The sequence below is a fragment of the Enterovibrio sp. FF113 genome (assembly GCF_041439165.1).
GTDB classification, from domain to species: Bacteria; Pseudomonadota; Gammaproteobacteria; order Enterobacterales; family Vibrionaceae; genus Enterovibrio; species Enterovibrio norvegicus_A.
In genome coordinates this window covers 13,531-33,509 of record NZ_JBGONO010000023.1, presented here as the reverse complement: position 1 = coordinate 33,509, position 19,979 = coordinate 13,531, and the positions used below count along the sequence as shown (strand labels likewise).

14 protein-coding genes are annotated in these 19,979 nt (G+C 48.5%); 9 read left to right on the top strand and 5 right to left on the bottom strand.

What is annotated here, in order from left to right:
• Positions 1–8: 8 nt before the first annotated feature.
• Positions 9–911: a helix-turn-helix domain-containing protein gene (locus ACED36_RS17435; protein WP_371733595.1), complete on the bottom strand. Its 903-nt coding sequence runs from the start codon at positions 909–911 to the stop codon at positions 9–11.
• Between the two features lie 188 nt (positions 912–1,099).
• Here ACED36_RS17435 and ACED36_RS17430 point away from each other — a divergent pair, with 188 nt between their 5' ends.
• Positions 1,100–1,999: a DMT family transporter gene (locus ACED36_RS17430; RefSeq protein ID WP_016959831.1), complete on the top strand. Its 900-nt coding sequence runs from the start codon at positions 1,100–1,102 to the stop codon at positions 1,997–1,999.
• Positions 2,000–2,300: 301 nt separating this feature from the next.
• Here ACED36_RS17430 and ACED36_RS17425 read toward each other — a convergent pair whose 3' ends face one another.
• The 4 genes from ACED36_RS17425 to ACED36_RS17410 form a co-directional block, all read right to left on the bottom strand.
• A complete protein-coding gene (locus ACED36_RS17425; RefSeq protein WP_371733594.1) occupies positions 2,301–2,660 on the bottom strand; it encodes a hypothetical protein in 360 nt (119 codons plus the stop codon).
• Positions 2,661–2,859: 199 nt separating this feature from the next.
• Positions 2,860–4,092, bottom strand: coding sequence for an ABC transporter substrate-binding protein (locus tag ACED36_RS17420; RefSeq protein WP_016959833.1), 1,233 nt, complete (start codon positions 4,090–4,092; stop codon positions 2,860–2,862).
• A 31-nt stretch (positions 4,093–4,123) separates the two neighbouring features.
• Complete coding sequence (locus ACED36_RS17415; RefSeq protein ID WP_371733593.1) at positions 4,124–4,975, bottom strand: carbohydrate ABC transporter permease; 852 nt, start codon at positions 4,973–4,975, stop codon at positions 4,124–4,126.
• Positions 4,975–5,877, bottom strand: coding sequence for a carbohydrate ABC transporter permease (locus ACED36_RS17410; RefSeq protein WP_016959835.1), 903 nt, complete (start codon positions 5,875–5,877; stop codon positions 4,975–4,977). Before ACED36_RS17410 ends, ACED36_RS17415 begins: the two co-directional genes overlap by 1 nt.
• A 235-nt stretch (positions 5,878–6,112) precedes the next feature.
• Here ACED36_RS17410 and ACED36_RS17405 point away from each other — a divergent pair, with 235 nt between their 5' ends.
• The 8 genes from ACED36_RS17405 to modF all read left to right on the top strand — a co-directional run bounded on the left by ACED36_RS17405 (position 6,113) and on the right by modF (position 19,972).
• A complete protein-coding gene (locus ACED36_RS17405; protein ID WP_371733592.1) occupies positions 6,113–7,240 on the top strand; it encodes an ABC transporter ATP-binding protein in 1,128 nt (375 codons plus the stop codon).
• A gap of 94 nt (positions 7,241–7,334) precedes the next feature.
• Positions 7,335–8,366: a substrate-binding domain-containing protein gene (locus tag ACED36_RS17400; protein ID WP_371733591.1), complete on the top strand. Its 1,032-nt coding sequence runs from the start codon at positions 7,335–7,337 to the stop codon at positions 8,364–8,366.
• 63 nt (positions 8,367–8,429) lie between these two features.
• The gene (locus ACED36_RS17395) at positions 8,430–10,574 is read left to right on the top strand and encodes an alpha-galactosidase (RefSeq protein WP_371733590.1); all 2,145 of its coding nucleotides are present in this window, start codon (positions 8,430–8,432) and stop codon (positions 10,572–10,574) included.
• A gap of 44 nt (positions 10,575–10,618) precedes the next feature.
• Positions 10,619–13,732, top strand: a complete 3,114-nt coding sequence (locus ACED36_RS17390) for a beta-galactosidase (RefSeq protein ID WP_371733589.1) — start codon at positions 10,619–10,621, stop codon at positions 13,730–13,732.
• A 172-nt stretch (positions 13,733–13,904) separates the two neighbouring features.
• On the top strand, positions 13,905–14,168 hold the full coding sequence (locus tag ACED36_RS17385; protein WP_016959840.1) for a glutathione S-transferase N-terminal domain-containing protein: 264 nt from the start codon (positions 13,905–13,907) through the stop codon (positions 14,166–14,168).
• Positions 14,169–14,599: 431 nt separating this feature from the next.
• Positions 14,600–15,433, top strand: a complete 834-nt coding sequence (locus ACED36_RS17380; protein WP_371733588.1) for a substrate-binding periplasmic protein — start codon at positions 14,600–14,602, stop codon at positions 15,431–15,433.
• An 11-nt stretch (positions 15,434–15,444) separates the two neighbouring features.
• Positions 15,445–17,508: an EAL domain-containing protein gene (locus ACED36_RS17375; RefSeq protein ID WP_371733587.1), complete on the top strand. Its 2,064-nt coding sequence runs from the start codon at positions 15,445–15,447 to the stop codon at positions 17,506–17,508.
• Between the two features lie 1,009 nt (positions 17,509–18,517).
• Positions 18,518–19,972: a molybdate ABC transporter ATP-binding protein ModF gene (gene modF, locus ACED36_RS17370; RefSeq protein ID WP_371733586.1), complete on the top strand. Its 1,455-nt coding sequence runs from the start codon at positions 18,518–18,520 to the stop codon at positions 19,970–19,972.
• Positions 19,973–19,979 lie beyond the last annotated feature (7 nt).

Sequence of the window (19,979 nt, the reverse complement as noted above, 5' to 3'; positions counted from 1 at the left end):
ATTTGGTATTAGTGACCGCTGGCTTGCTCTCGACGGAACGCGGCAGGCGTAGCGCCCACTCTCAATTTGAATTGTTGAGAGAGGTGTTGTTGAGATGAAAAACCACATGCAGAAGCGACATCGACCAATGACAGGCTATTTTGGGTAAGCAGAATTTTCGCCAGTTCCACACGTCGAAACAGCACGTATTGATGCGGGGTACAGCCGAAACTGGTTTTGAACATACGAGCAAAATGGAATTCACTCAACTGCGTCAAGGTCGCCAAATCACTGAGCGAAAAAGACACGGATAAGCTTTCTTCTACATATTCAATCACTCGCCGCTGGTTTTGTGGCGACAAGCCCCCTGAAGCGACCGTAAGTTTCAACGGTTGATGACAATATTGTCTGACCATGTGTAGCAGCAACATTTGCTGTGCGTGAGACAACATGAGCCTGTCGGTGCTTTGCGACCAATCCAGTTTCAACATGGTTTGACGCACCAGTTGACTGACAAACGGATCATCAACAAAGGTACATTCTTTCAGCTCAATATGACGGCCTTCTTTATCGAACACCTGCTCAGCAAAGCGCTGCAGGTGCGCTTGCTCAAAATAGAAATGAAAGAAACGGAAAGGGTCAGAAAACGCCCAGTCGGAACGATGATCTTTCGGCATCAAACAAAGCTTGTCTTCACCGCCATACAAGTCACCTGCGCCTGAACATCGTTTGGTGTTTTGTCCACCCGCGACATAAAAACTCAGGGTGTGATGACCCGGCTTGTCATAGCTCGCGCTGCCGTGGCTGTTGCTCCACACCGCCGCACCCATGCCATTGTCTAGCCAGATATCGCCATGCAGCTTTGCCGTATTCTCTCGCAATACGTTGTAAACACGCTGCCTTTTCATCCCCTGAGGTGAATCCTTGTCCATACCACTCCTACTCCTGTCTCTTTTCAATATATCCCGAGTGAGAGGTTGTGGGTACTAGGTGCAGGAGAAAAGCGCAAGAATCTATAAAATCAGCAGGAATATGAAAGTCAGCCGACAATCTTCGGAATAAGGTGTGGGCATAAAAACAACAATGTCATCTGGCTAGTAAGAAAAAGGAGTAGTGGCAAATGAATGCAATATTATATGCAGTAACTGTGTTTATTTGGGGGTCAACTTGGCTGGCTATCGCATATCAGATCGGCGACACACCTGTTGTCGTCTCTGTTGGCTGGCGCTTTGGGTTGGCATCCCTCGCCCTATTTTTCATATTAATAGCGCGTAACGCGCTGCCCAAATTAACCCGTGAAAACCACAAAATGGCAGCGCTGCTGGCCTTGTGTCTGTTTTCCAACAATTTTCTGTGCTTTTACGCCGCAACACAATACCTGCCCAGTGGGCTAAACGCCGTGGTGTTTTCACTTGCTCCCATCTTGAACGCATTGAATCTTTGGTGGCTTGATAAACGTCGCCCGACAGGCACCTTCGTCCAAGGCGCATTGATGGGTTTTACCGGGGTTGTCTTTCTTTTCGGCTCGCAGTTCTTAAATGCCGATATGGATATCACCATTTTCCTTGGCCTTGGCTTGTCTTTGGTGGGCACTTACTTCTTTTCGATGGGCAATTTGGTCTCAGCCCGCGCTCAGAAAAAAAACATGCCGCTGTTGCCGACCACGGCGTGGGCAATGGGATACGGCGCAATCTACCTATTTGCTATCGCACTGTTCATGGGGCATTCATTCGCCATTTCTACCACACCTTTGTACGTTTCTGCACTGGTCTATCTCGCGATTATTGGCTCTGTGGTTGGCTTCAACACCTACCTTGCCTTAGTCGGCCGCATAGGGGCGGCCAAAGCGGCTTACTGTACCGTGCTGTTCCCTTTGGTTGCCCTATCACTTTCCACCGTGTTTGAAGGCTACGAATGGACGTGGATGTCTGCCCTTGGCGTAATGTTAGTGATTGCCGGAAACCTTCGTGTGTTTGGCGTACCCGAACCCGTTAAGCGCTGGTATCTCGCGCACCGATAACGATTCCTTAATAATCTCACGTAGCTCGCACAGAGCGAGCTACTCCGCCGCAAGTTGAATCACCCACACAATGCAGACCAACACCGGCCATAACCAACTGGGTATGCCGAGTGAAAATCGATTCATCGCGTGGGGATTTTGTTTATTATTGTTGTCCATGAGTTTGTCCTCGCTCTGTTCACTAAGGACAATTAAACCCCATCAAATGGGCGCTAGCGGGGAAGACAAATGGCAATGTGGCGAGCAATGGTGGCGGAAATCTGGCAAAGCACTTAATCTAGCGCGTGTGGTGGTGTGATGACTACACCTTGAAATCGTAGCTGCGTTCGCCATTTTGCGGGGTAATGGTTTTTTCTACTTGTTGCAACAGTTGCTGCTGACCCTGGCTGTAGGCGGAATACTTCGCCATTTTAGCTTCTTGCTCGGCAACACGGTCAATCAAACCACGATAATCACCGCGTTGTGGTGCCTCTTCTTGAGCCGCTTCTGCCTGCTTTTTCTCTTCACGCTCTTTACGCAAAACCTCAGCGCGTTCGCTGATTGATTGCTCTTTCGCTGATGTCACACCGTCATTACGCACAGCATTGGCATCTTCGCGTTCTTTCTGGCGAGATGTCATCAAGCTATTGGTCGAATAACTGGTGTTAATCAGGTTTGGCATTGCATTTCCCACTTTCTATGTTGCAGGCTATGTCGATGAATATCACCTGTCAGCATTCTTGCCAACGTACTCCTAACTCTAGTACAGCCCCCTCTTATCCGAAGCGTTTTTCTGCTCAATATCACAAAAAATAAGCAAGCATCAAATGAATGATGCTTGCTTATAGAGATACAGAAGCGTTTAACTCTTTGAAATAATACTATTTAAACGTCCGTTGACGCGTTTTCTCTAACTTCTTCAAAATGGCATCAATGCGATCAGGGTGCACCATATATTGTTGGAAACCCTTCATCCCTTCTTTCGCCATCGCAGGGTCAGTATCGCGGTCATAAAACTGCGCTGTCCCCTCAGCTTCACCCAGCATCACAACACCTGCATTAAGGTATTCATCATCTTTCGGCGTTGCTTTGTTGTTGGTGGGAATTTGCAGCATCGCTGCGTTAATCATGGTCTGGATTTCAGGTTGAGCCACAAACGCGAGGAACTTACGCGCATCTTCTTTGTTTTTAGCTTTGCTTGGAATATGCAAGGTATCCATTGGCGCATCTTCTGCCATTGGCACCGTCGAATCGATCACTGGGAATTGGAAGAAACCCATATTCGGACGCACTTCATCGGTGAAGTTCGCTGCCAAGAAATTACCCATCAGGTACATGGCCGCTTCGCCGTTGTAGAGGAAAGGTTGTGCTTCTTGCCAAGAGTAAGACGCGTGATTTTTGAGGTAGTAACCCGGCTCAACCAGATCATTCCACTTCTCAAACACGGCTTTGACGCGCGGATCCGTGTAAGGGATTTTGCCGTCCATCAAGTCGATATGAAAATCGAGCCCGTTCACGCGCATGTTCAAGTAATCAAACCAGCCCGCTGCTGTCCAAAGGTACTTGGTACCAATGGTAAATGGCGTCACACCGTTGTCACTCAGTGTCTTCGATGCGGCAACCAGATCTTCCCACGTCTTCGGTACGGCAATACCGTATTTGTCGAACAAATCTTTACGGTAGTAAATACCCCATTGGTAATAGGTGTAAGGCACCCCATATTGCTTGCCCTTGATGGTCATGGCTGGGGCTGCGCTGGCGAAATCTTCGACCATGCCGTTAGCTGTCCAAATGTCGCTGACATCTTCAAACAAACCGCGATCGACAAAGGTTTTCATGCGATTGCCTGCGTACCAAAAAACCACATCCGGCGGAGAGGTCACCAGCCAGTTACGAATCGTTGTTTTGTAGGCTTCATGATCATAAAGGTTATATTTCACCTCAATGTCAGGGTTTTCCTGCTCAAACTTGGCGATCACTTCTGCCCACGCTTTTTTCGGCGCAGGATCAGAGGCATCTGAGTTAATCACCAGCGTCCCAGCCGCAACCGAGCCACTTAGCACAAGCAATAGGGAGCAAAGTGCGCCCAACCCTTTTTTCGCAAGTGTTCTCATTTTCGTCTTCCTTATTGTCGTCAAACCGAGATCAGCCTTTTGTCGCGCCCAGCGTTAACCCGGCAATAAAATGTCGCTGCATGGTGAAAAACAAAGCCACAGGAGGAAGTGCGGCAATCACCGCCCCTGCAGACATGTACTGCCACGATGCTAACCACTGTCCTTGCAATGCATTCAGCCCTGCCGTAACTGGGCGAACCTCATCGCTTTGCACCAGCACTAACGCCCAGAAAAAGTCGTTCCATATAAAGGTAAAGACCAAAACGGACAAAGCGGCCAGTGCGGGCCTCACTAAAGGGAGAACCACATACCAAAAAATTCGCCACTCACTCACCCCTTCAACACGTGCCGCTTCAATGAGCGCATCCGGAATGCCGACGATGAAATTGCGCATAAATAAGGTGCAAAAACCCGCCTGAAAAGCAACATGGAAAAATATCAACGCCCAATGTGTGTCATACAGACCGAGGTCAATGGTGAGGTCGCGAACAGGGATCATTAGAATTTGGAAGGGGACAAAGTTACCGCCAATGAACAGGGCAAACAGCCACACATTGGCGCGAAATTTATACTTCGCCAACGCGAAACCCGCCAACGTAGAAAGCGCCACAGCACCCGCCACAGCAGGAATGCTGATCAGTAAACTGTTGAGCAGATAACGCCCCATTGGGGTGGCGATAAACACTTGAGTATAGTTTTCCACCAGTTGCAGCTCATCGGGCATGCCCCAGTAGTTGCCAGCATTAATGTCGGCAATCGATCGCACTGAGGTCATCAGCACGGCGGCAAGTGGGATCAACCACAAGCAAACCGCAACATACAGAGCGATACGATACGTCACGTTAGCGACCGCTCCGCGATGCTCTATCGGTCTTGGGAACATTAGCGCTCTCCTTTCAGCATGCGCCATAAGAACCAGGCGATATAAACAAGCATAATCAGAAACAGTACGACTGCGACCGCAGCGCCGTAGCCCATTCGATAGTTAAAAATAGATTCTTCATACATAAGGTATGCAAGGACTGTTGAGCTGCCCCAAGGGCCACCCGCTGTCATGGTCGCGACTAAATCGAACGAGCGCAGTGCGCCAATCACGGTGACGACGACGGCAATAAAGGTTGCCGGTTTCAGTTGTGGCACGACCACATACCAAAGCATCCGCCAGCCTTTCGCACCATCTAAGCGCGCGGCTTCTAGCTGTTCTGGGTCGAGGTTATTTAATCCCGTGAGATACAAGATCATGCAATAGGCAACTTGCGGCCAAAGACCGGCGGCGATAATGCCGTAAGTCACCAAATCTTCGTCAGCCAAGATGGAAACAGGATCAAAGCCCATTGCCACCATCATCTGCGTTAACAACCCGAATGATGGGTCATAGAACCACGCAAACACCAAACCGACGACCACTTGTGAAATAACAAAGGGAAAGAAAAACAATGCCTTGATGAGGCGAATACCTTTGACTTTCTGATTCAAAAACAACGCAATCAGTAAGCCAATAGGCGGAGCGAGCATGAACAGAACCATCCAAATGAAGTTGTTCACCAACGCCGTGTAGAAGGCATCAGAATCAAACAATTCGATGTAATTGCCCCATCCTACCCACGTTTTTTCGCCAAGGCCGTCCCACTCAAAAAAGCTCAACCAAACGCTTTGCATGATGGGATACAGCACATAGAGCGAGAAAATCACAATAGCGGGGGCGAGAAACAACCAAGGCGCTGCGATAAGCCGACTTCGCTTAGGCCTTACGGTAGGAGATGCAGTAGAGGAAAGCCCTGTCATAAGTACGTCCTGTCCGTTTATCCCTTGTTTTGAAAAAGGGAGAGAAAGCGCTGATACACCCTGAAACTTGTTGCTTTAATGTAAATGCACTGTTGTGTTTAAATTTAATCTAGTTTAAAAAATATCTCATGTAAACGTTTCCATTGCACAAAAAAAGCACTATTTTAATTAAAGGGTGAAGTGAACAACGAAATCCAAATTCATCAAAAGCAACTCGTAGCATAGGACTTGCAGCATGGCGGACATTACACTTAGAAACGTTATTAAGCGCTTCGGCAAAGTAGAAACAATTCACGGCATCGATCTGGATATCTCGGGCGGGGAGTTTGTGGTTTTTGTTGGGCCATCCGGCTGCGGCAAGTCGACGCTTCTGCGTTTGATCGCTGGATTGGAAACCATATCAGACGGAAAGATCTCCATTAACGGCGTCGAAGTCAACGACGTAGATCCGGCTGATCGCGGTGTGGCGATGGTGTTTCAATCCTACGCTTTGTACCCGCATATGACAGTGCGTGAAAACATGGGCTTTGGCTTGAAAATGAATGGCGTTGATAAAGATGACATCGCCAAACAGGTTGATCGCGCTGCGAAGACCTTGCAACTCGACCCTTTGCTCGATCGCAAACCAAAAGCTTTGTCCGGCGGTCAGCGTCAACGCGTGGCCATTGGTCGTGCCATTGTGCGTGACCCTAAAGTGTTTTTGTTTGATGAACCCCTTTCCAACCTTGACGCCGAATTGCGCGTGGAGATGCGACTGCAAATTGCCAAGCTCCACCAAGAACTCAAAAACACCATGGTGTATGTCACCCACGATCAAGTCGAAGCCATGACGCTCGCCGACAAAATCGTGGTGTTGAGAGACGGCAACATCGAACAAGTCGGTTCACCGCTTGCGCTTTACCACAACCCCGCCAACCTGTTTGTCGCTGGGTTTATTGGCTCACCAAGAATGAACTTTGTGTCGGGTACGGTTTCGGTCACTAATGGTTCAGAGGCGACCATCACCATGCCTGACGGCCAATCATTAACTGTGCCGGTGGCGAAACCTGTCAACGAAGGTGAAGCCGTTACCGTGGGGATCCGCCCCGAGCATATTCAAATTGGCAAAGGCCCCGGATTCAACGTTGAATTTCACAGTGAAGTGGTTGAACGACTCGGCAATAGCACCTATTTGTTTGGGCAATATAGCGGCGTAGATAGCTTCAAAGTACACATTCCTGGCGACAACGCGGTAAAAGCGTTCCAAACCGTATCCTTGCATTGCTCTCCAGCCGATATCCACCTGTTCGATAGCCATGAGCAAGCCTTAACGTTTCGTGAGCCAACGGTCACCAACAGCGCCAGCCTTGAATCTGATGCGTAGCTCGTAAATAGCCGATAAGCGATGAACCAGCCACTCATCACCATGAAGCTAACCGTGATCGATATTTCGGAGATATCAATGATGAGCAAAGCCTATGGCAACCATTAAAGATGTAGCCAAACATGCAGGTGTTTCTGTTGCCACGGTATCACGGGTACTCAATGGTTCACCGCAGACGCGACCAGATACGGTTTCACTGGTTAAACAGGCCATGGTGACATTGGGTTATCGCCCCAATGCAGCTGCCCGTACTTTGGTCAGTAAAAAAAGCCTCACCATTGGTGTTGTGGTGGCAGATGTGTCCGACCCCTTTTTTGGTACGCTGGTTAAACAGGTCGATACCATTGCGCATTATCGCGGGCATCAACTGTTGATTGGTAATGGTTATCACGATGCCGTACGAGAAAAACAAGCCATTGAATCGCTGATCCAGAACCAGGTTGGCGCACTAATCGTCCACAGCAAAGCACTGGACGACGACACCCTTCGCGCTTACGCACAAGAACTCCCCGCCATGGTGTTTATCAATCGTCTCATCGAAGGGTTAGAAGATCGGTGCGTGTATCTTGATAACTATCGAGGTGCCTATTTGGCGACCGAACATCTTATCCAGCAAGGCCATCACCATATTGCCTACATTGGCTCAGACCATCACATTGAAGATACTCGGCAACGTCAACAGGGCTATCTTGACGCCTTAACCGTCCACCATTTGGAAAAACCAAATAACGGAGACGACACACAAAGCTCAATGGCTTTTGCCCCGCCCGACGAACAAGGCGGCGAAACCGCGATCAACGCACTGCTAAGCCGCAATCAAAAGGTCAGTGCCATCTTTTGTTACAACGACGGCATGGCGGTTGGGGTCATCACCGCACTGACGGATAAGGGTTATCACGTGCCGGAAGACGTGTCTGTGATTGGTTTTGATGACAGTCTTGTTGCTCGTTATTTACACCCAAAACTCTCCACGGTGCGCTACCCCATTGCAGAAATGGCAACGGAAGCAGCCGAAATTGCCATTTCGCGGTTACTGCACAGTGAAACGCCAGCCAAAAATGGTCGCTACCAACCTATATTGATAAAGCGAGATTCTGTTCGAAACGTGGATCGCTCAAAGCCTTAATGAATATTTCACAAGCAGTGGCGCAAACATCGAAAAAGTGCGCCCGCTCAAGGGATGACAAACATGGTGACAACCCCAACTTCATTAAATAAGACGCCAGCAGAGCGTTTCTTGCATCTGCAGTCTGCGAACAACAGTTTGATTGTCCAGCTTGAACCTGCCCCTGCCATTGTTTACTGGGGCAACAAATTTAGCCGTGAACAGCCGCTTTCAGCCGCCTTGTTTGACGCCCCCGTCGGACAAGCACGATTAGATAGCCACATCCCGTTGGCACTTTGCCCCGAACAAGGGCGCGGTGATTTCGGCAGCCCCGGTATTGAAGGCCACAGGAACGGGAAAGATTGGGCCCCCGTATTCGAACTGATCTCCGTTACCGAAAGCTTATCTTCTGCGCGTTTGACCATCTCTGATCCTCGCGCTTCGCTTGAGATCATGATTGAACTCGCCTTGGATGAAGACAGCGATGTGTTGACGCTTAAACAGCGATTAATCAACACAGGCAGCGCCGACTACACCGTGAATCGTTTTGCCTTGACCTTGCCGCTGGCAGAGACATTTTCAGACATCATCTCCTTTCATGGTCGCTGGTCGCACGAATTTCAAATGCAGCGCACCCCGCTCGAGCACAGTGGATTTATTCAAGAAAATCGCCGTGGTCGCACCTCACACGAGTCTTTTCCAGGCATGATTGCGTTGCACCCCAACAGCAACGACCTCAGCGGTGACGTGATAGGCATGCACTTTGGCTGGAGCGGAAACCATCGCCTTCAAGCCCAAGTGAAAAGTGACGGACGACGTTACATACAAGCTGAAGCGTTATTAGCCGCCGGCGAAGTGATACTCCCACCCGGAGAAGCCTTTGATACGCCCACCTTGTACGCCGTTTTCTCTGCTAATGGCTTAAACGGCATGATGCAAAAATTCCATCAATATGTACGTTCATCGCTGCTGCAATTTCCGCCATCTAGCGCTCGCCCAGTGCATTTCAACACATGGGAAGGTATCTACTTCGACCACCAGCCAAGGCGAATTATGGCAATGGCCGACGCAGTTGCACGTCTCGGCGTCGAGCGCTTTATTCTTGATGATGGTTGGTTTATTAACCGCGATAACGACACCCGCGCGCTCGGTGATTGGCAAGTCGACAAACGTAAATACCCAGATGGTCTTACGCCCATGATCGATCACATCAATCAGCTTGGGATGGAGTTTGGTTTATGGGTAGAACCGGAAATGGTCAGCAAAGACTCCGAACTGTTCCGCAACCATCCTGATTGGATGCTAGGGCTTGATACATTGGGGTACACACAACCCTCAGGCCGCTATCAATTTGTGCTCGATTTGCAAAATCAGAACGCCTACCACTATCTCTTGTCATCGCTCGATGCCCTGCTAACCGAACACAACATTGCTTACTTGAAGTGGGACATGAACCGTGAACTCGTGCAGGCAGGCCATGATTCTCGTCCAGCCTATCACTTACAGACACTCGCGCTTTATCAACTCATCGATGACTTGAGAGCGCGTCACCCCTATGTGGAAATCGAATCCTGCGCATCTGGCGGGGGTCGCATTGACTATGAAGTGTTAAAGCGCACCCACCGATTTTGGACATCCGATTGCAATGATGCGCTTGAACGCCAACGTATTCAGCAGGGCATGCAACTGTTCTTCCCGCCAGAAGTGATGGGCAGTCACATTGGTCCGCGCCAAAGTCACACCACACGTCGTTGCCACGATATGTCACTTCGCGGTATCACCGCTTTGTTCGGTCATATGGGCGCAGAACTTGACCCCATCGGGCTGGAAGACAACGAATTGCGCGCTTTTGCCCGCTATATAGGTTTACACAAGCAATACCGACCGTTACTGCATCATGGTAAATGCTTCAACCTGCCGTCACACGATCCCAACACCCGCATTTATGGCGTGATGGATGATTCCGTCACACTGCTCGCTGTCGCGCAACTTGCTATGCCGCAATACGCCCTTAGCGGACAACTTCGTTTACCTGTGTTGTGCGCGAACAAACGCTACCGTGTCGAAGTGCTCGATTCACCTGCCGCATTTTCCCACACCATGAAGCATAAGCCTGTCTGGATGGATAAACCATTGACGATTCAAGGTGATCAGCTGATCCAAATTGGACTAAGCTTGCCATTAATGGACCCGGAAAGTGCCATGCTGTTGTCCTTCACCTTGGTATGATTTTGAACACGAACCATGACGCATTAGATAAAGAGAAGCACAGTATGACCCGCTATACAGAGTTGATACGCCGTCGTCACTGGGAAAACCCATCGATCACTCACCTGAATCGGCTACCTGCCCATTGCCCGATGTCCTCCTACCCCAGCATAGAGGCCGCATTAGACGATCAAGGCAACGCCATTCCTGTCTCGCGAAACCGCCTATCACTGAACGGACAATGGAAATTTGCTCTGTTTGATATGCCTGAGTCTGTGCCACCGTTGTCCGTGTGCCGCGAGTTTGATGATTCAGAATGGCGAAACATGCCCGTGCCGTCGAATTGGCAACGTCAGGGAACAGACGACATTCCTATCTACACCAATGTGCAATATCCGTTTGAATCCATTCCTCCCATCGTGCCAGAGCACAACCCGACAGGGGTGTATCGCACCACGTTTTCGCTGGCAGAATCACGGCTAACATCTCAGATTATTGTGTGTTTTGAAGGTGTCGGCGCTGCCTTTTATTTATGGTGCAACGGCCACTTTGTTGGCTACAGCCAAGACAGCCGTTTACCCGCAGAATTCGATTTAGGCCCACATGCCACCGCCGGAGAAAACCAACTTACCGCTGTCGTGCTACGTTGGAGCGACGGCAGTTACCTTGAAGATCAGGACATGTGGTGGCTGAGTGGTATTTTTCGCGATGTCACTCTTCGGTTAAAACCCTTAAATCAAATTGTCGATTTCGACGTTAACACTCGCCTTGACCCTACTCATCAAATCGGCATATTGTCAGTCACCACCACCTTGCGTGGTATCCATGATCGCGTCGCTATTCAGCTGTTTGATGAGGGTGTTGATATTTCAGGCCCTGTCATATCACGCTGTGGCGAGCGCCCGATCGACGAGCGAGGCAGTTGGTCTAACCGCGTTGAGCATCAAATCACCATCTCCTGCCCTCGACTTTGGAGCGATGAAGATCCGCACCTGTATCGACTGGTTGTCACCTTACTGGACGAGAACGACGAAGCTATCGACATTGAAGCGTGTAACGTTGGCTTCCGTCAGGTTGAGATCATCAACGGGCAACTCACGATCAACGGACAACCTGCGCTTATTCGTGGCGTAAACCGTCATGAATTTCATCACGAACACGGCTACGTTCAACGCGTTGAAGACATCGAAAGCGACATCAAACTCATCAAGCAATACAACTTCAACGCTGTACGTACTTCGCACTACCCCAATCACCCCGCTTTTTATCAACTGTGTGATAAATACGGTTTGTACGTGGTCGACGAAGCCAATATCGAAACGCACGGCTTAGTGCCCATGTGCCAGTTGTCTGACAATACCGAATGGCTGAGTGCCTACATGGAGCGCATGACTCGCATGGTCGAGCGTGACAAAAACCACCCCTGTATTATTATCTGGTCGCTGGGCAATGAGTCCGGCATTGGTACCAATCACCATGCCATGTACCAGTGGGTAAAACATCGCGATCCTAGTCGACCCGTGCAATATGAAGGTGGCGGTGCAAACACAAAAGCCACCGACATTGTGTGCCCTATGTATGCGCGAGTCGAACAAGATCAAGACAACATCACGTTGCCCAAGTGGGCATTGCCAAAATGGATCGGATTACCGAACGAAGATCGCCCGTTGATCTTATGCGAATATGCCCACGCCATGGGAAACAGCCTTGGCAGTTTCGACAAATATTGGGATGCATTCCGACGCTACCCACGCCTACAAGGCGGGTTTATTTGGGATTGGGTCGATCAAGGCCTTTTGCGGAAAGATGATCAAGGTTCAAATCAGAAACATGATCAAGAGCATTGGGCCTACGGCGGCGATTTTGGCGACACACCCAACGACAGGCAGTTCTGTATCAACGGACTCATGTTTCCAGACAGAACCCCTCATCCGTCCGCTTTTGAAGCCAAATACCATCAGCAACGCTTTGGCTACACGCTCAACAGCGCTTCGCCTCTGAGCGTTACCTTGCGCCATGAATACGTGTTTCATCCACCGGAAGCACTCTCCCTTCGTTGGACATTGCAAGAGAATGGCAAGCAGATCGCTAACGGGGAAGAGGCCCTCCACCTGCATCTTGGTGAAGACAGCCAACACACACTTTTAGAACACCTGCCCGATGCCAAGCCTGGCAAAGCCTACTTTGTAAATCTCGAGGTTGTACTGTCAGAACCAGAACCTTGGGCGGACAAAGGCACTTTGATTGGTTGGTTTCAACTCGCCTTACCGGTTAATTCAAGCATACCGCTACCCGACATTTCACCAGACCGGCTGCCAGAGGTGTTCGAAGATACCGATCATTGGACGATTCGCGGCGAGCATTTTGAGCTAGGGTTCGACAAACAAAGTGGGCATTTAGTGCAATGGCTCATTGATGGTGAAGAACAGTTACTCGATGCGCCCAAAGACAATTTCATTCGTCCACCTATCGACAATGATATCGGTGCGAGTGAAGCCGATAACCCCGACCCCCATGCTTGGCTCAATAAGTGGAAAGAGGCAGGGCTATTTTCGTTGCGTCATGAAAACCTATTTAACACCGTTGATGTCCTCAGCGACCAAATTCAGATCCGCTCTCATCATGGCTATTTTTCTGGCGACACGATGGTGATCACCACCCTTTGGCGCTATGAAGTGAATGTGTCTGGAGAAATATTGCTGACCGTTGACGTGAACGTCGCACCAGGTATGCCCCCGCTGCCTCGCGTTGGACTAGAACTTGCCTTGCCGCTCACCGATTCTGTCGCGTGGTTCGGGCGAGGACCATTTGAGAATTACCCTGACCGTAAATCAGCCGCTATGGTCAGCCGATACCTCGCCCATATTGATGACATGCACACCCCCTATATTTTTCCGTCGGAAAACGGACTGCGATGCGATGTACGCCAAATGGATATCGACAACCTGCGCATCCTGGGCTTATTCCATTTCTCGGTGAGCCGCTACAGCCAAGAGAGCCTCGCCGACGCCAAGCATCAACATGAATTGGTACAAGATGACCACTTGTATTTACGTATCGACGGCCATCATATGGGTGTAGGCGGGGACGACTCTTGGAGCCCCAGTGTGCACCCAGAATACTTACTCAATGCGCTGCATTATCGATATTCGCTCACCCTGACCATGAAGCAGGAATAGTGTGAACGATTGGCATGAAAAGAAAGTGCTCGATGGCAGGTCTAAACATAGGCAAGATAAACGTTTGTACGACAAAACCGCAATGCCTTGAATGCGCCTTGATTATATCTTGATCGCTTCGAGGCACTCGGAGTCACCCACAAATTGCTCTATCAAACCTTAAGGAACAAGAATGCCAAACCTAAGCGCTCATAGCCTTTATCACAAAACCTTTTGCCCATACTGTGTCAAAGTACGTGCGGCACTGAAAATGATGAGCCTAGACGTTGACCTGGTTGATGTTGGCGCAGACAGAGAAGCGCACAACACACTGGTGACGCAAGGTGGACGAGGCATGGTGCCATGCCTTCGTATTGCCCATGATGATGGTTCAGTTGAATGGATGTATGAGTCAGACGACATCATCGACTACTTCAAAGAGAACTTTTCGAAGTAAGCCAATCCTCCAGCGCTACGTTCTCGTGGCGCTGATTGCTTCTTTTTCAATGTCACATCGTCATACTTTTATCTTTCTTATCTTTCTTATCTTTTTTGTCGCCTTTTTGGCTTCCTTTCTTTTTTCTCGCTGTCTTTTGTCTTCTATCTCTCGCCTTGTTATCTCACATTTCTATCTTCCCTCATCGACAAAATCTTGGATGCATAATCAATATTAAATGCCAGCAATGAAAGAAGTCTCAATATTGATTCCTCTGCCTTAATCGCTTTTATCGCGTCGTGAATTAAGTTTGTGGTATTTACCGAAAACGAGACAATTCAAAACGGGATGGATCTTTACTATTACGGGATACGAAAGCCAGCGAGCAAGATTTGACGCCATATTATCAAGACTTTGCTCGTCAAATTACGGGGACAGACAAGCTACCTTTTATGAGAATTTTTCTACTATCGCTAACGTTTTTAATTTCAACACTGGTGAACGGTGAACCCCATCCACTGCGTGTTGTGTCCGAAATACTGCCACCCTTTCAAACCATCAATGACGGCGGTGAGTTTCAGGGAAAAGCCGTTGATATGGTTAACGCCATTTTGGACAAAGCAGGCTATAACGAAGCCACCATTGCAGTGATGCCTTGGGCGCGTGCTTACAAAAAAGCACAGAAAGAAACGAATGTCGCCATTTTCTCTTTGGCCTATTCCGAAGAGCGTGCCGCGCTTTTCCACTGGGTTGGCGCATTGTATGCGTTAGAGCGATCCTCGTTAATCGGCCTAAAACGCCGTGACGATCTGAATGTACCGACCCTTGAAGAGGCCAAAAAATTTCGAGTTTGCTCAGAGCTTGACACGCACTCGTATCAATATCTAAAAAGCCTTGGCTACGAACCCAACAAGAATCTTTTATCCGTCAGAAGCGTGCTGGCGACTTATCGCACCGATAATGGCGGTATCGCACGTCCGGCTCTCAATCTCACGCTCCTCAACGCAAAAAAATGTGACTATGTGACAGGACTTTGGTCGATTTATGCCTACAGCGAAAATGCCGATCAGAGTCTGAAGCCATTTTTCTATCTCGGACAACCCAGCAAACCTTTGGTACTGCATTTGGCGATGAGCCTGAACTCTGATCAAGCAGTCATTGATAATCTGAAAACGGCATACAAAACCCTAAGAGAAAATGGCGAGCTCCATCGCATTTGCATCGGTAACGATTCAGCGAAACTCTACGAGCGTTCTTGTAAAGCGACCTTACCCACGTCCAAATAGGTGCAGCAATAATGCAGAAAATATCGAACGCCAGCACACCGCTTCTCAGACGGTTTGTCACATCCGTGATGTTAGTAAGCATCATTGGCGGTACTCTATTGAGCGTCATTATTGCTTCAGTACAACTTAATCGACTCCATGATCAGAAAGAACAAACTGCGCGCTTGCGGATTGAAAACATCCTAGACAGTGCCGCTTATGCCGCATTCAACTTAGACTCGGCACAGGGCTATTCACTACTGAAGAGCTTTCAAAATGACACACTGTTTCATGGGATTGCGCTACTCGATAATTACAAAGATACCATTACGGATATAGTACCGCTCAACAGTTCCGCTGACGCGTCATGGACGGACGTTTTCTTATCAACGCCGCCGAATGGCGAAGTGACCTATCCTCTGATTTTCCAAATACACAGAGACAATCAATATGTCGATGAGCCCGTGGGCTACCTTATCGGCAACGTCAACTATCAAATAACGCATCGTGAATTTCTTCAACTGCTGTGGACCATCGGGCTATCGACGCTGGGCGAAGTGTTGCTGGTCGCGATCATTCTGACAATTTTCTTCCATAAACAGATAGGCCGCCCCCTCTCCAGCATTATCGAATCTATCGATGAAAGTGCCCGAATTGGTCAACAAAAAAACACCACTATCCAGAAAGTAAAAGGCCATGACCGCGACGAATTTGGTCGTTTGGTGGATGCCTACAACAACTCTGTCATGCAAGCGACGAGCTACATGACAGATCTAGAAGCCGCGAAATCCGAGTTGAAGTCACTGTCGGAAATTGACCCCCTAACCAATGTGGCAAACCGTCGCGCTCTTCTTGCTGAACTGACCAAGCGATGCGATCAAGCATTGCCATTCGCCATCGTGTCACTCGATATTGACGACTTTGGCAGTTACAACGATGCCTACGGACACCAAACCGGCGATGCCCTTTTGGTGACCCTCGCCAACACGCTCAAAGAACATTTACCCAAAGGCACGCCGATTAGCCGAACAGGGGGCGATGAGTTTGTCTTTATTTTGCCAAACAAAAAGGACCATGACATTGTGCTGAAGCTTTTGAGTCCCCTGCTGACTATTTCACTGAGCGAGCAGTTACCCGGAGGCACACACCATATCTCTTGCTCATTGGGCGTCGCGTTCTTCCCCACTGATGGCCAAAACCCACGACAGCTTTCTCATGCCACTGACATCGCGTTATATGTCGCCAAAGACGCAGGCCGAAAATGCATTCGTTTCTATGACAAACAAGCAGATTTAGCCAGAACTCGGCAAGAAGCCGTCCGCAAAGCACTACAACAGACGATAGAAAACAAAGATTTCAATCTGCTTTACCAACCCAAGGTCAACATGAGAACAGGAAGCATCACTGGCTGTGAAGCCCTACTTCGACTGAACAATACAACACACACACATGTTGAAATCATTGAAGAGGCTGAACGAAACGGCTTGATAGTGGCACTGGGAAGAGAAGTGATGCATCGCGCTTTTTCTGACATGAGTCAAGTGCTCGATAAACTGCCAGAAGACTTTAGATTCAGCGTCAACGTATCCCCACGACAGCTTGTTTCCGAAGGCTTTATCGTTGATCTTTTGGCCACGGCGACAAAATACAATGTGCCGCTGCGATATCTGGATATTGAAATTACAGAGTCCACCCAGATGTTTGACACAGCATCGAGCAGCCAAACCCGTCAATGGCTCAAAAACGCAGGTGTGACAGTGACCTTGGACGATTTCGGCACTGGCTTTGCTTCGCTTGAATACTTGATGACTTATGGCTTTGACCAAATCAAAATCGACAAACACTTCACTCAGGCATTACCCATTGATGAAGACGCTAAAGCGATTTTCAATGTGGTGCAGTACCTTGCCGACAAGCTCAACATGGCGGTTGTCGCAGAGGGCGTGGAAACCCATGAGCAAGTAGCCTACTTACTCAACCAAGGTTTTGAGTGTGCGCAAGGCTACTTCTACTCAACCCCACTATCGGTTCGTGATTTGTTGTTGTTTCTCGTGAAACGCCAGCTTTCCAACCAAATATGTGTTGATGCCTCCTGAAACCACTTGATCATTCTCGATAGAACCATTAATTACAAATAAATCATATAGATAATGGGGAGCCCCCTCCCCACATCTTTTGGAAATACAACGTATAACACCAATAAATGTATTAAATATCCCGACAGTGGTGTTTCAATCTGAATACACTATCGCCATATTGAGATAGAAATCGCTTTTAATAGATCGGGAATTGAATAAAGATTAACCCATAGCAACGAGAGTTAATCACAAAGAAAAACGCTGGCGGAGAAATTGTCGTAACAGCTAACTGTATATGTTGTACCGATCATCTGTATTTTGTAGTAACAGTTAATCGGGTTTGTTGTTGCAGTTATCGGTATTATTTCTTCGCTGGCAACCTATTACGTAAGTGCGCACTTTTTTCGTGCATTTACTGGACGATAGCATCGCTATTCATGTTAAACGGAATTAACCATGAAATCTTTATTAAACAATCGCTTGTTCGATACGCATAAAAGTAATCTTTCCATCAATATCATTGACAGAAAGAAACTTTCACTTACTCATAAATAAGTAACGTAGCGCGATTAAACCAGTAATGAATCGACTGATTCCATTCATTACCACAAAGAATTTACTGACATCATGTTGTACCTTGATGACATTTTGGTAAATCCACAGGGAAGTCCTTTGCAATAAGTGAAACATTTTTAATGCACTTTGCATTTAGGACAGGTAAGGGTTATTTCTATGCGGACTCTATCTTGCCTGTCCTTTTATTTTTCTCTCCCCCCTTTCATGTCATTTTCGCCACCGCTTCCCTGTCTTTTGTTTCTAGCCACGCCCAATCTCTTACATAAACCCTCTAATACACACTTTCAAACAATCCACTCTTCCTCGTCATGGCTTCTTTGTATGTTACGTCTGTTATGTTAGGACACTGGCACATAGCCATGGGCGCAGAGAATGTTTACTGTAGTCTGTATTGAGCAACACCTATTACTTAACGCAAAAAACAAAGCACTATAAAGGATGCACGTTAACCATGGAATTCAGGTTTGAACTCGTTCACGCAAGCGGCGCAACATCGACATTGAACATTGGCAGTTGGGTGATTGACGATCAGCAATCCTGGGCCGTTTTCAGCACAGAGGGCGACATTGGATCGCTGCTCGGTAGCTTACTATGTGACGAATTGCCATTTTCCGGCACGCTAGAAAAAGGCGCAGGCAACATTGCCCAAGTTTCGTTAGTCACGCAGCAGCGATTGCTGGATGACGAGATCGCCCACGACGATACTGATTTCCTGGACCGCATCGACACAGGCACCACGGTGTACGATCTGATCTACGCCAACAGCCTGAATAATAAAGCGCTGACGCAGCAACTGATCGACGATTTGGATCTCTATCATCTTGCAGACAGCGGCTTTCGGGTATTGTCGACCGGAGAAACCCGACGCGTGATGCTGGCGCGTGCACTGGCAACCCAACCTGATTTTCTGGTATTGGATAATCCTTTCAGCGGCCTAGATGTGGCGCATCGCGCGGCATTAGCACACTACCTCACAACCCTGTCGCAAACCGTACCAATGATGGTGACATTTTCACGCGAAGAAGACATGCCAGAATGGGTCGACCACATTGCTCTGTTCAACCACGGCAAGCTAGAAGGCCTAATGGACAAGAACGCGTGGAACACTCACCCAGTGATCACGCAAATCAAGGCCCAATCGAAAGAACAAAGCGATGACATGATGACGTTGATTCGCCGTCATCAGCACAATTCTCCCTTTGAGAACCCCATCTTTGAGCTCAAACACGGACACGTGGAATACACCGCAAAAACCATTTTTACCGAGGTGAATTGGCGCATCGATAAAGGCCAACATTGGCAAGTGAAAGGCCCGAATGGTTGTGGCAAAAGTACCCTGCTCGGCATGATCTTTGGTGATCACCCGCAGTGCTACAGCAATGACATTCACATTTTCGGTAAGCAGCGTGGTTCTGGCGAAACCATCTGGGAAATCAAAAAGCACATCGGCATGGTGTCGTCAGCCTTGCACCTGCAATATCGGGTTAATTGCAGCGCGTTAGAAGTGATTATTTCGGGTTTCTATGATTCTATCGGCCTGTACAACCAACCCACACGCAAAGAGCGAGAGCTTGCCAAAGAATGGCTGGATATCCTCCATATGGGCCAGTACGTCAAAACCCCGTTTCGCCAATTGGAATACGGTCAACAACGCTTGCTACTCATCGCCCGCGCCATTGTAAAACACCCCACCTTGCTGATCTTGGACGAACCCTACCAAGGCTTGGATTACCTCGGCCGCAGGCTCATGAAAAACACCTTGGAATTGATCGCCAAAGAAAACCTCAGCCAATTGCTCTATGTTTCACACTATCAGGATGATGAACTGGCAAGCATTCGAAACACGCTAACGTTTGTGTTTGATGAGGCGAGTAAGTGTTATCGGGCGAAGATTTCAGGGTGTTAATTGGCTT

Excerpts from the sequence above, each read along its gene's own strand:
- ACED36_RS17435 (WP_371733595.1), bottom strand. The coding sequence starts at position 911 with ATGGACAAGGATTCACCTCAGGGGATGAAAAGGCAGCGTGTTTACAAC.
- ACED36_RS17430 (WP_016959831.1), top strand. The coding sequence starts at position 1,100 with ATGAATGCAATATTATATGCAGTAACTGTGTTTATTTGGGGGTCAACT.
- ACED36_RS17425 (WP_371733594.1), bottom strand. The coding sequence starts at position 2,660 with ATGCCAAACCTGATTAACACCAGTTATTCGACCAATAGCTTGATGACA.
- ACED36_RS17420 (WP_016959833.1), bottom strand. The coding sequence starts at position 4,092 with ATGAGAACACTTGCGAAAAAAGGGTTGGGCGCACTTTGCTCCCTATTG.
- ACED36_RS17415 (WP_371733593.1), bottom strand. The coding sequence starts at position 4,975 with ATGTTCCCAAGACCGATAGAGCATCGCGGAGCGGTCGCTAACGTGACG.
- ACED36_RS17410 (WP_016959835.1), bottom strand. The coding sequence starts at position 5,877 with ATGACAGGGCTTTCCTCTACTGCATCTCCTACCGTAAGGCCTAAGCGA.
- ACED36_RS17405 (WP_371733592.1), top strand. The coding sequence starts at position 6,113 with ATGGCGGACATTACACTTAGAAACGTTATTAAGCGCTTCGGCAAAGTA.
- ACED36_RS17400 (WP_371733591.1), top strand. The coding sequence starts at position 7,335 with ATGGCAACCATTAAAGATGTAGCCAAACATGCAGGTGTTTCTGTTGCC.
- ACED36_RS17395 (WP_371733590.1), top strand. The coding sequence starts at position 8,430 with ATGGTGACAACCCCAACTTCATTAAATAAGACGCCAGCAGAGCGTTTC.
- ACED36_RS17390 (WP_371733589.1), top strand. The coding sequence starts at position 10,619 with ATGACCCGCTATACAGAGTTGATACGCCGTCGTCACTGGGAAAACCCA.
- ACED36_RS17385 (WP_016959840.1), top strand. The coding sequence starts at position 13,905 with ATGCCAAACCTAAGCGCTCATAGCCTTTATCACAAAACCTTTTGCCCA.
- ACED36_RS17380 (WP_371733588.1), top strand. The coding sequence starts at position 14,600 with ATGAGAATTTTTCTACTATCGCTAACGTTTTTAATTTCAACACTGGTG.
- ACED36_RS17375 (WP_371733587.1), top strand. The coding sequence starts at position 15,445 with ATGCAGAAAATATCGAACGCCAGCACACCGCTTCTCAGACGGTTTGTC.
- modF (WP_371733586.1), top strand. The coding sequence starts at position 18,518 with ATGGAATTCAGGTTTGAACTCGTTCACGCAAGCGGCGCAACATCGACA.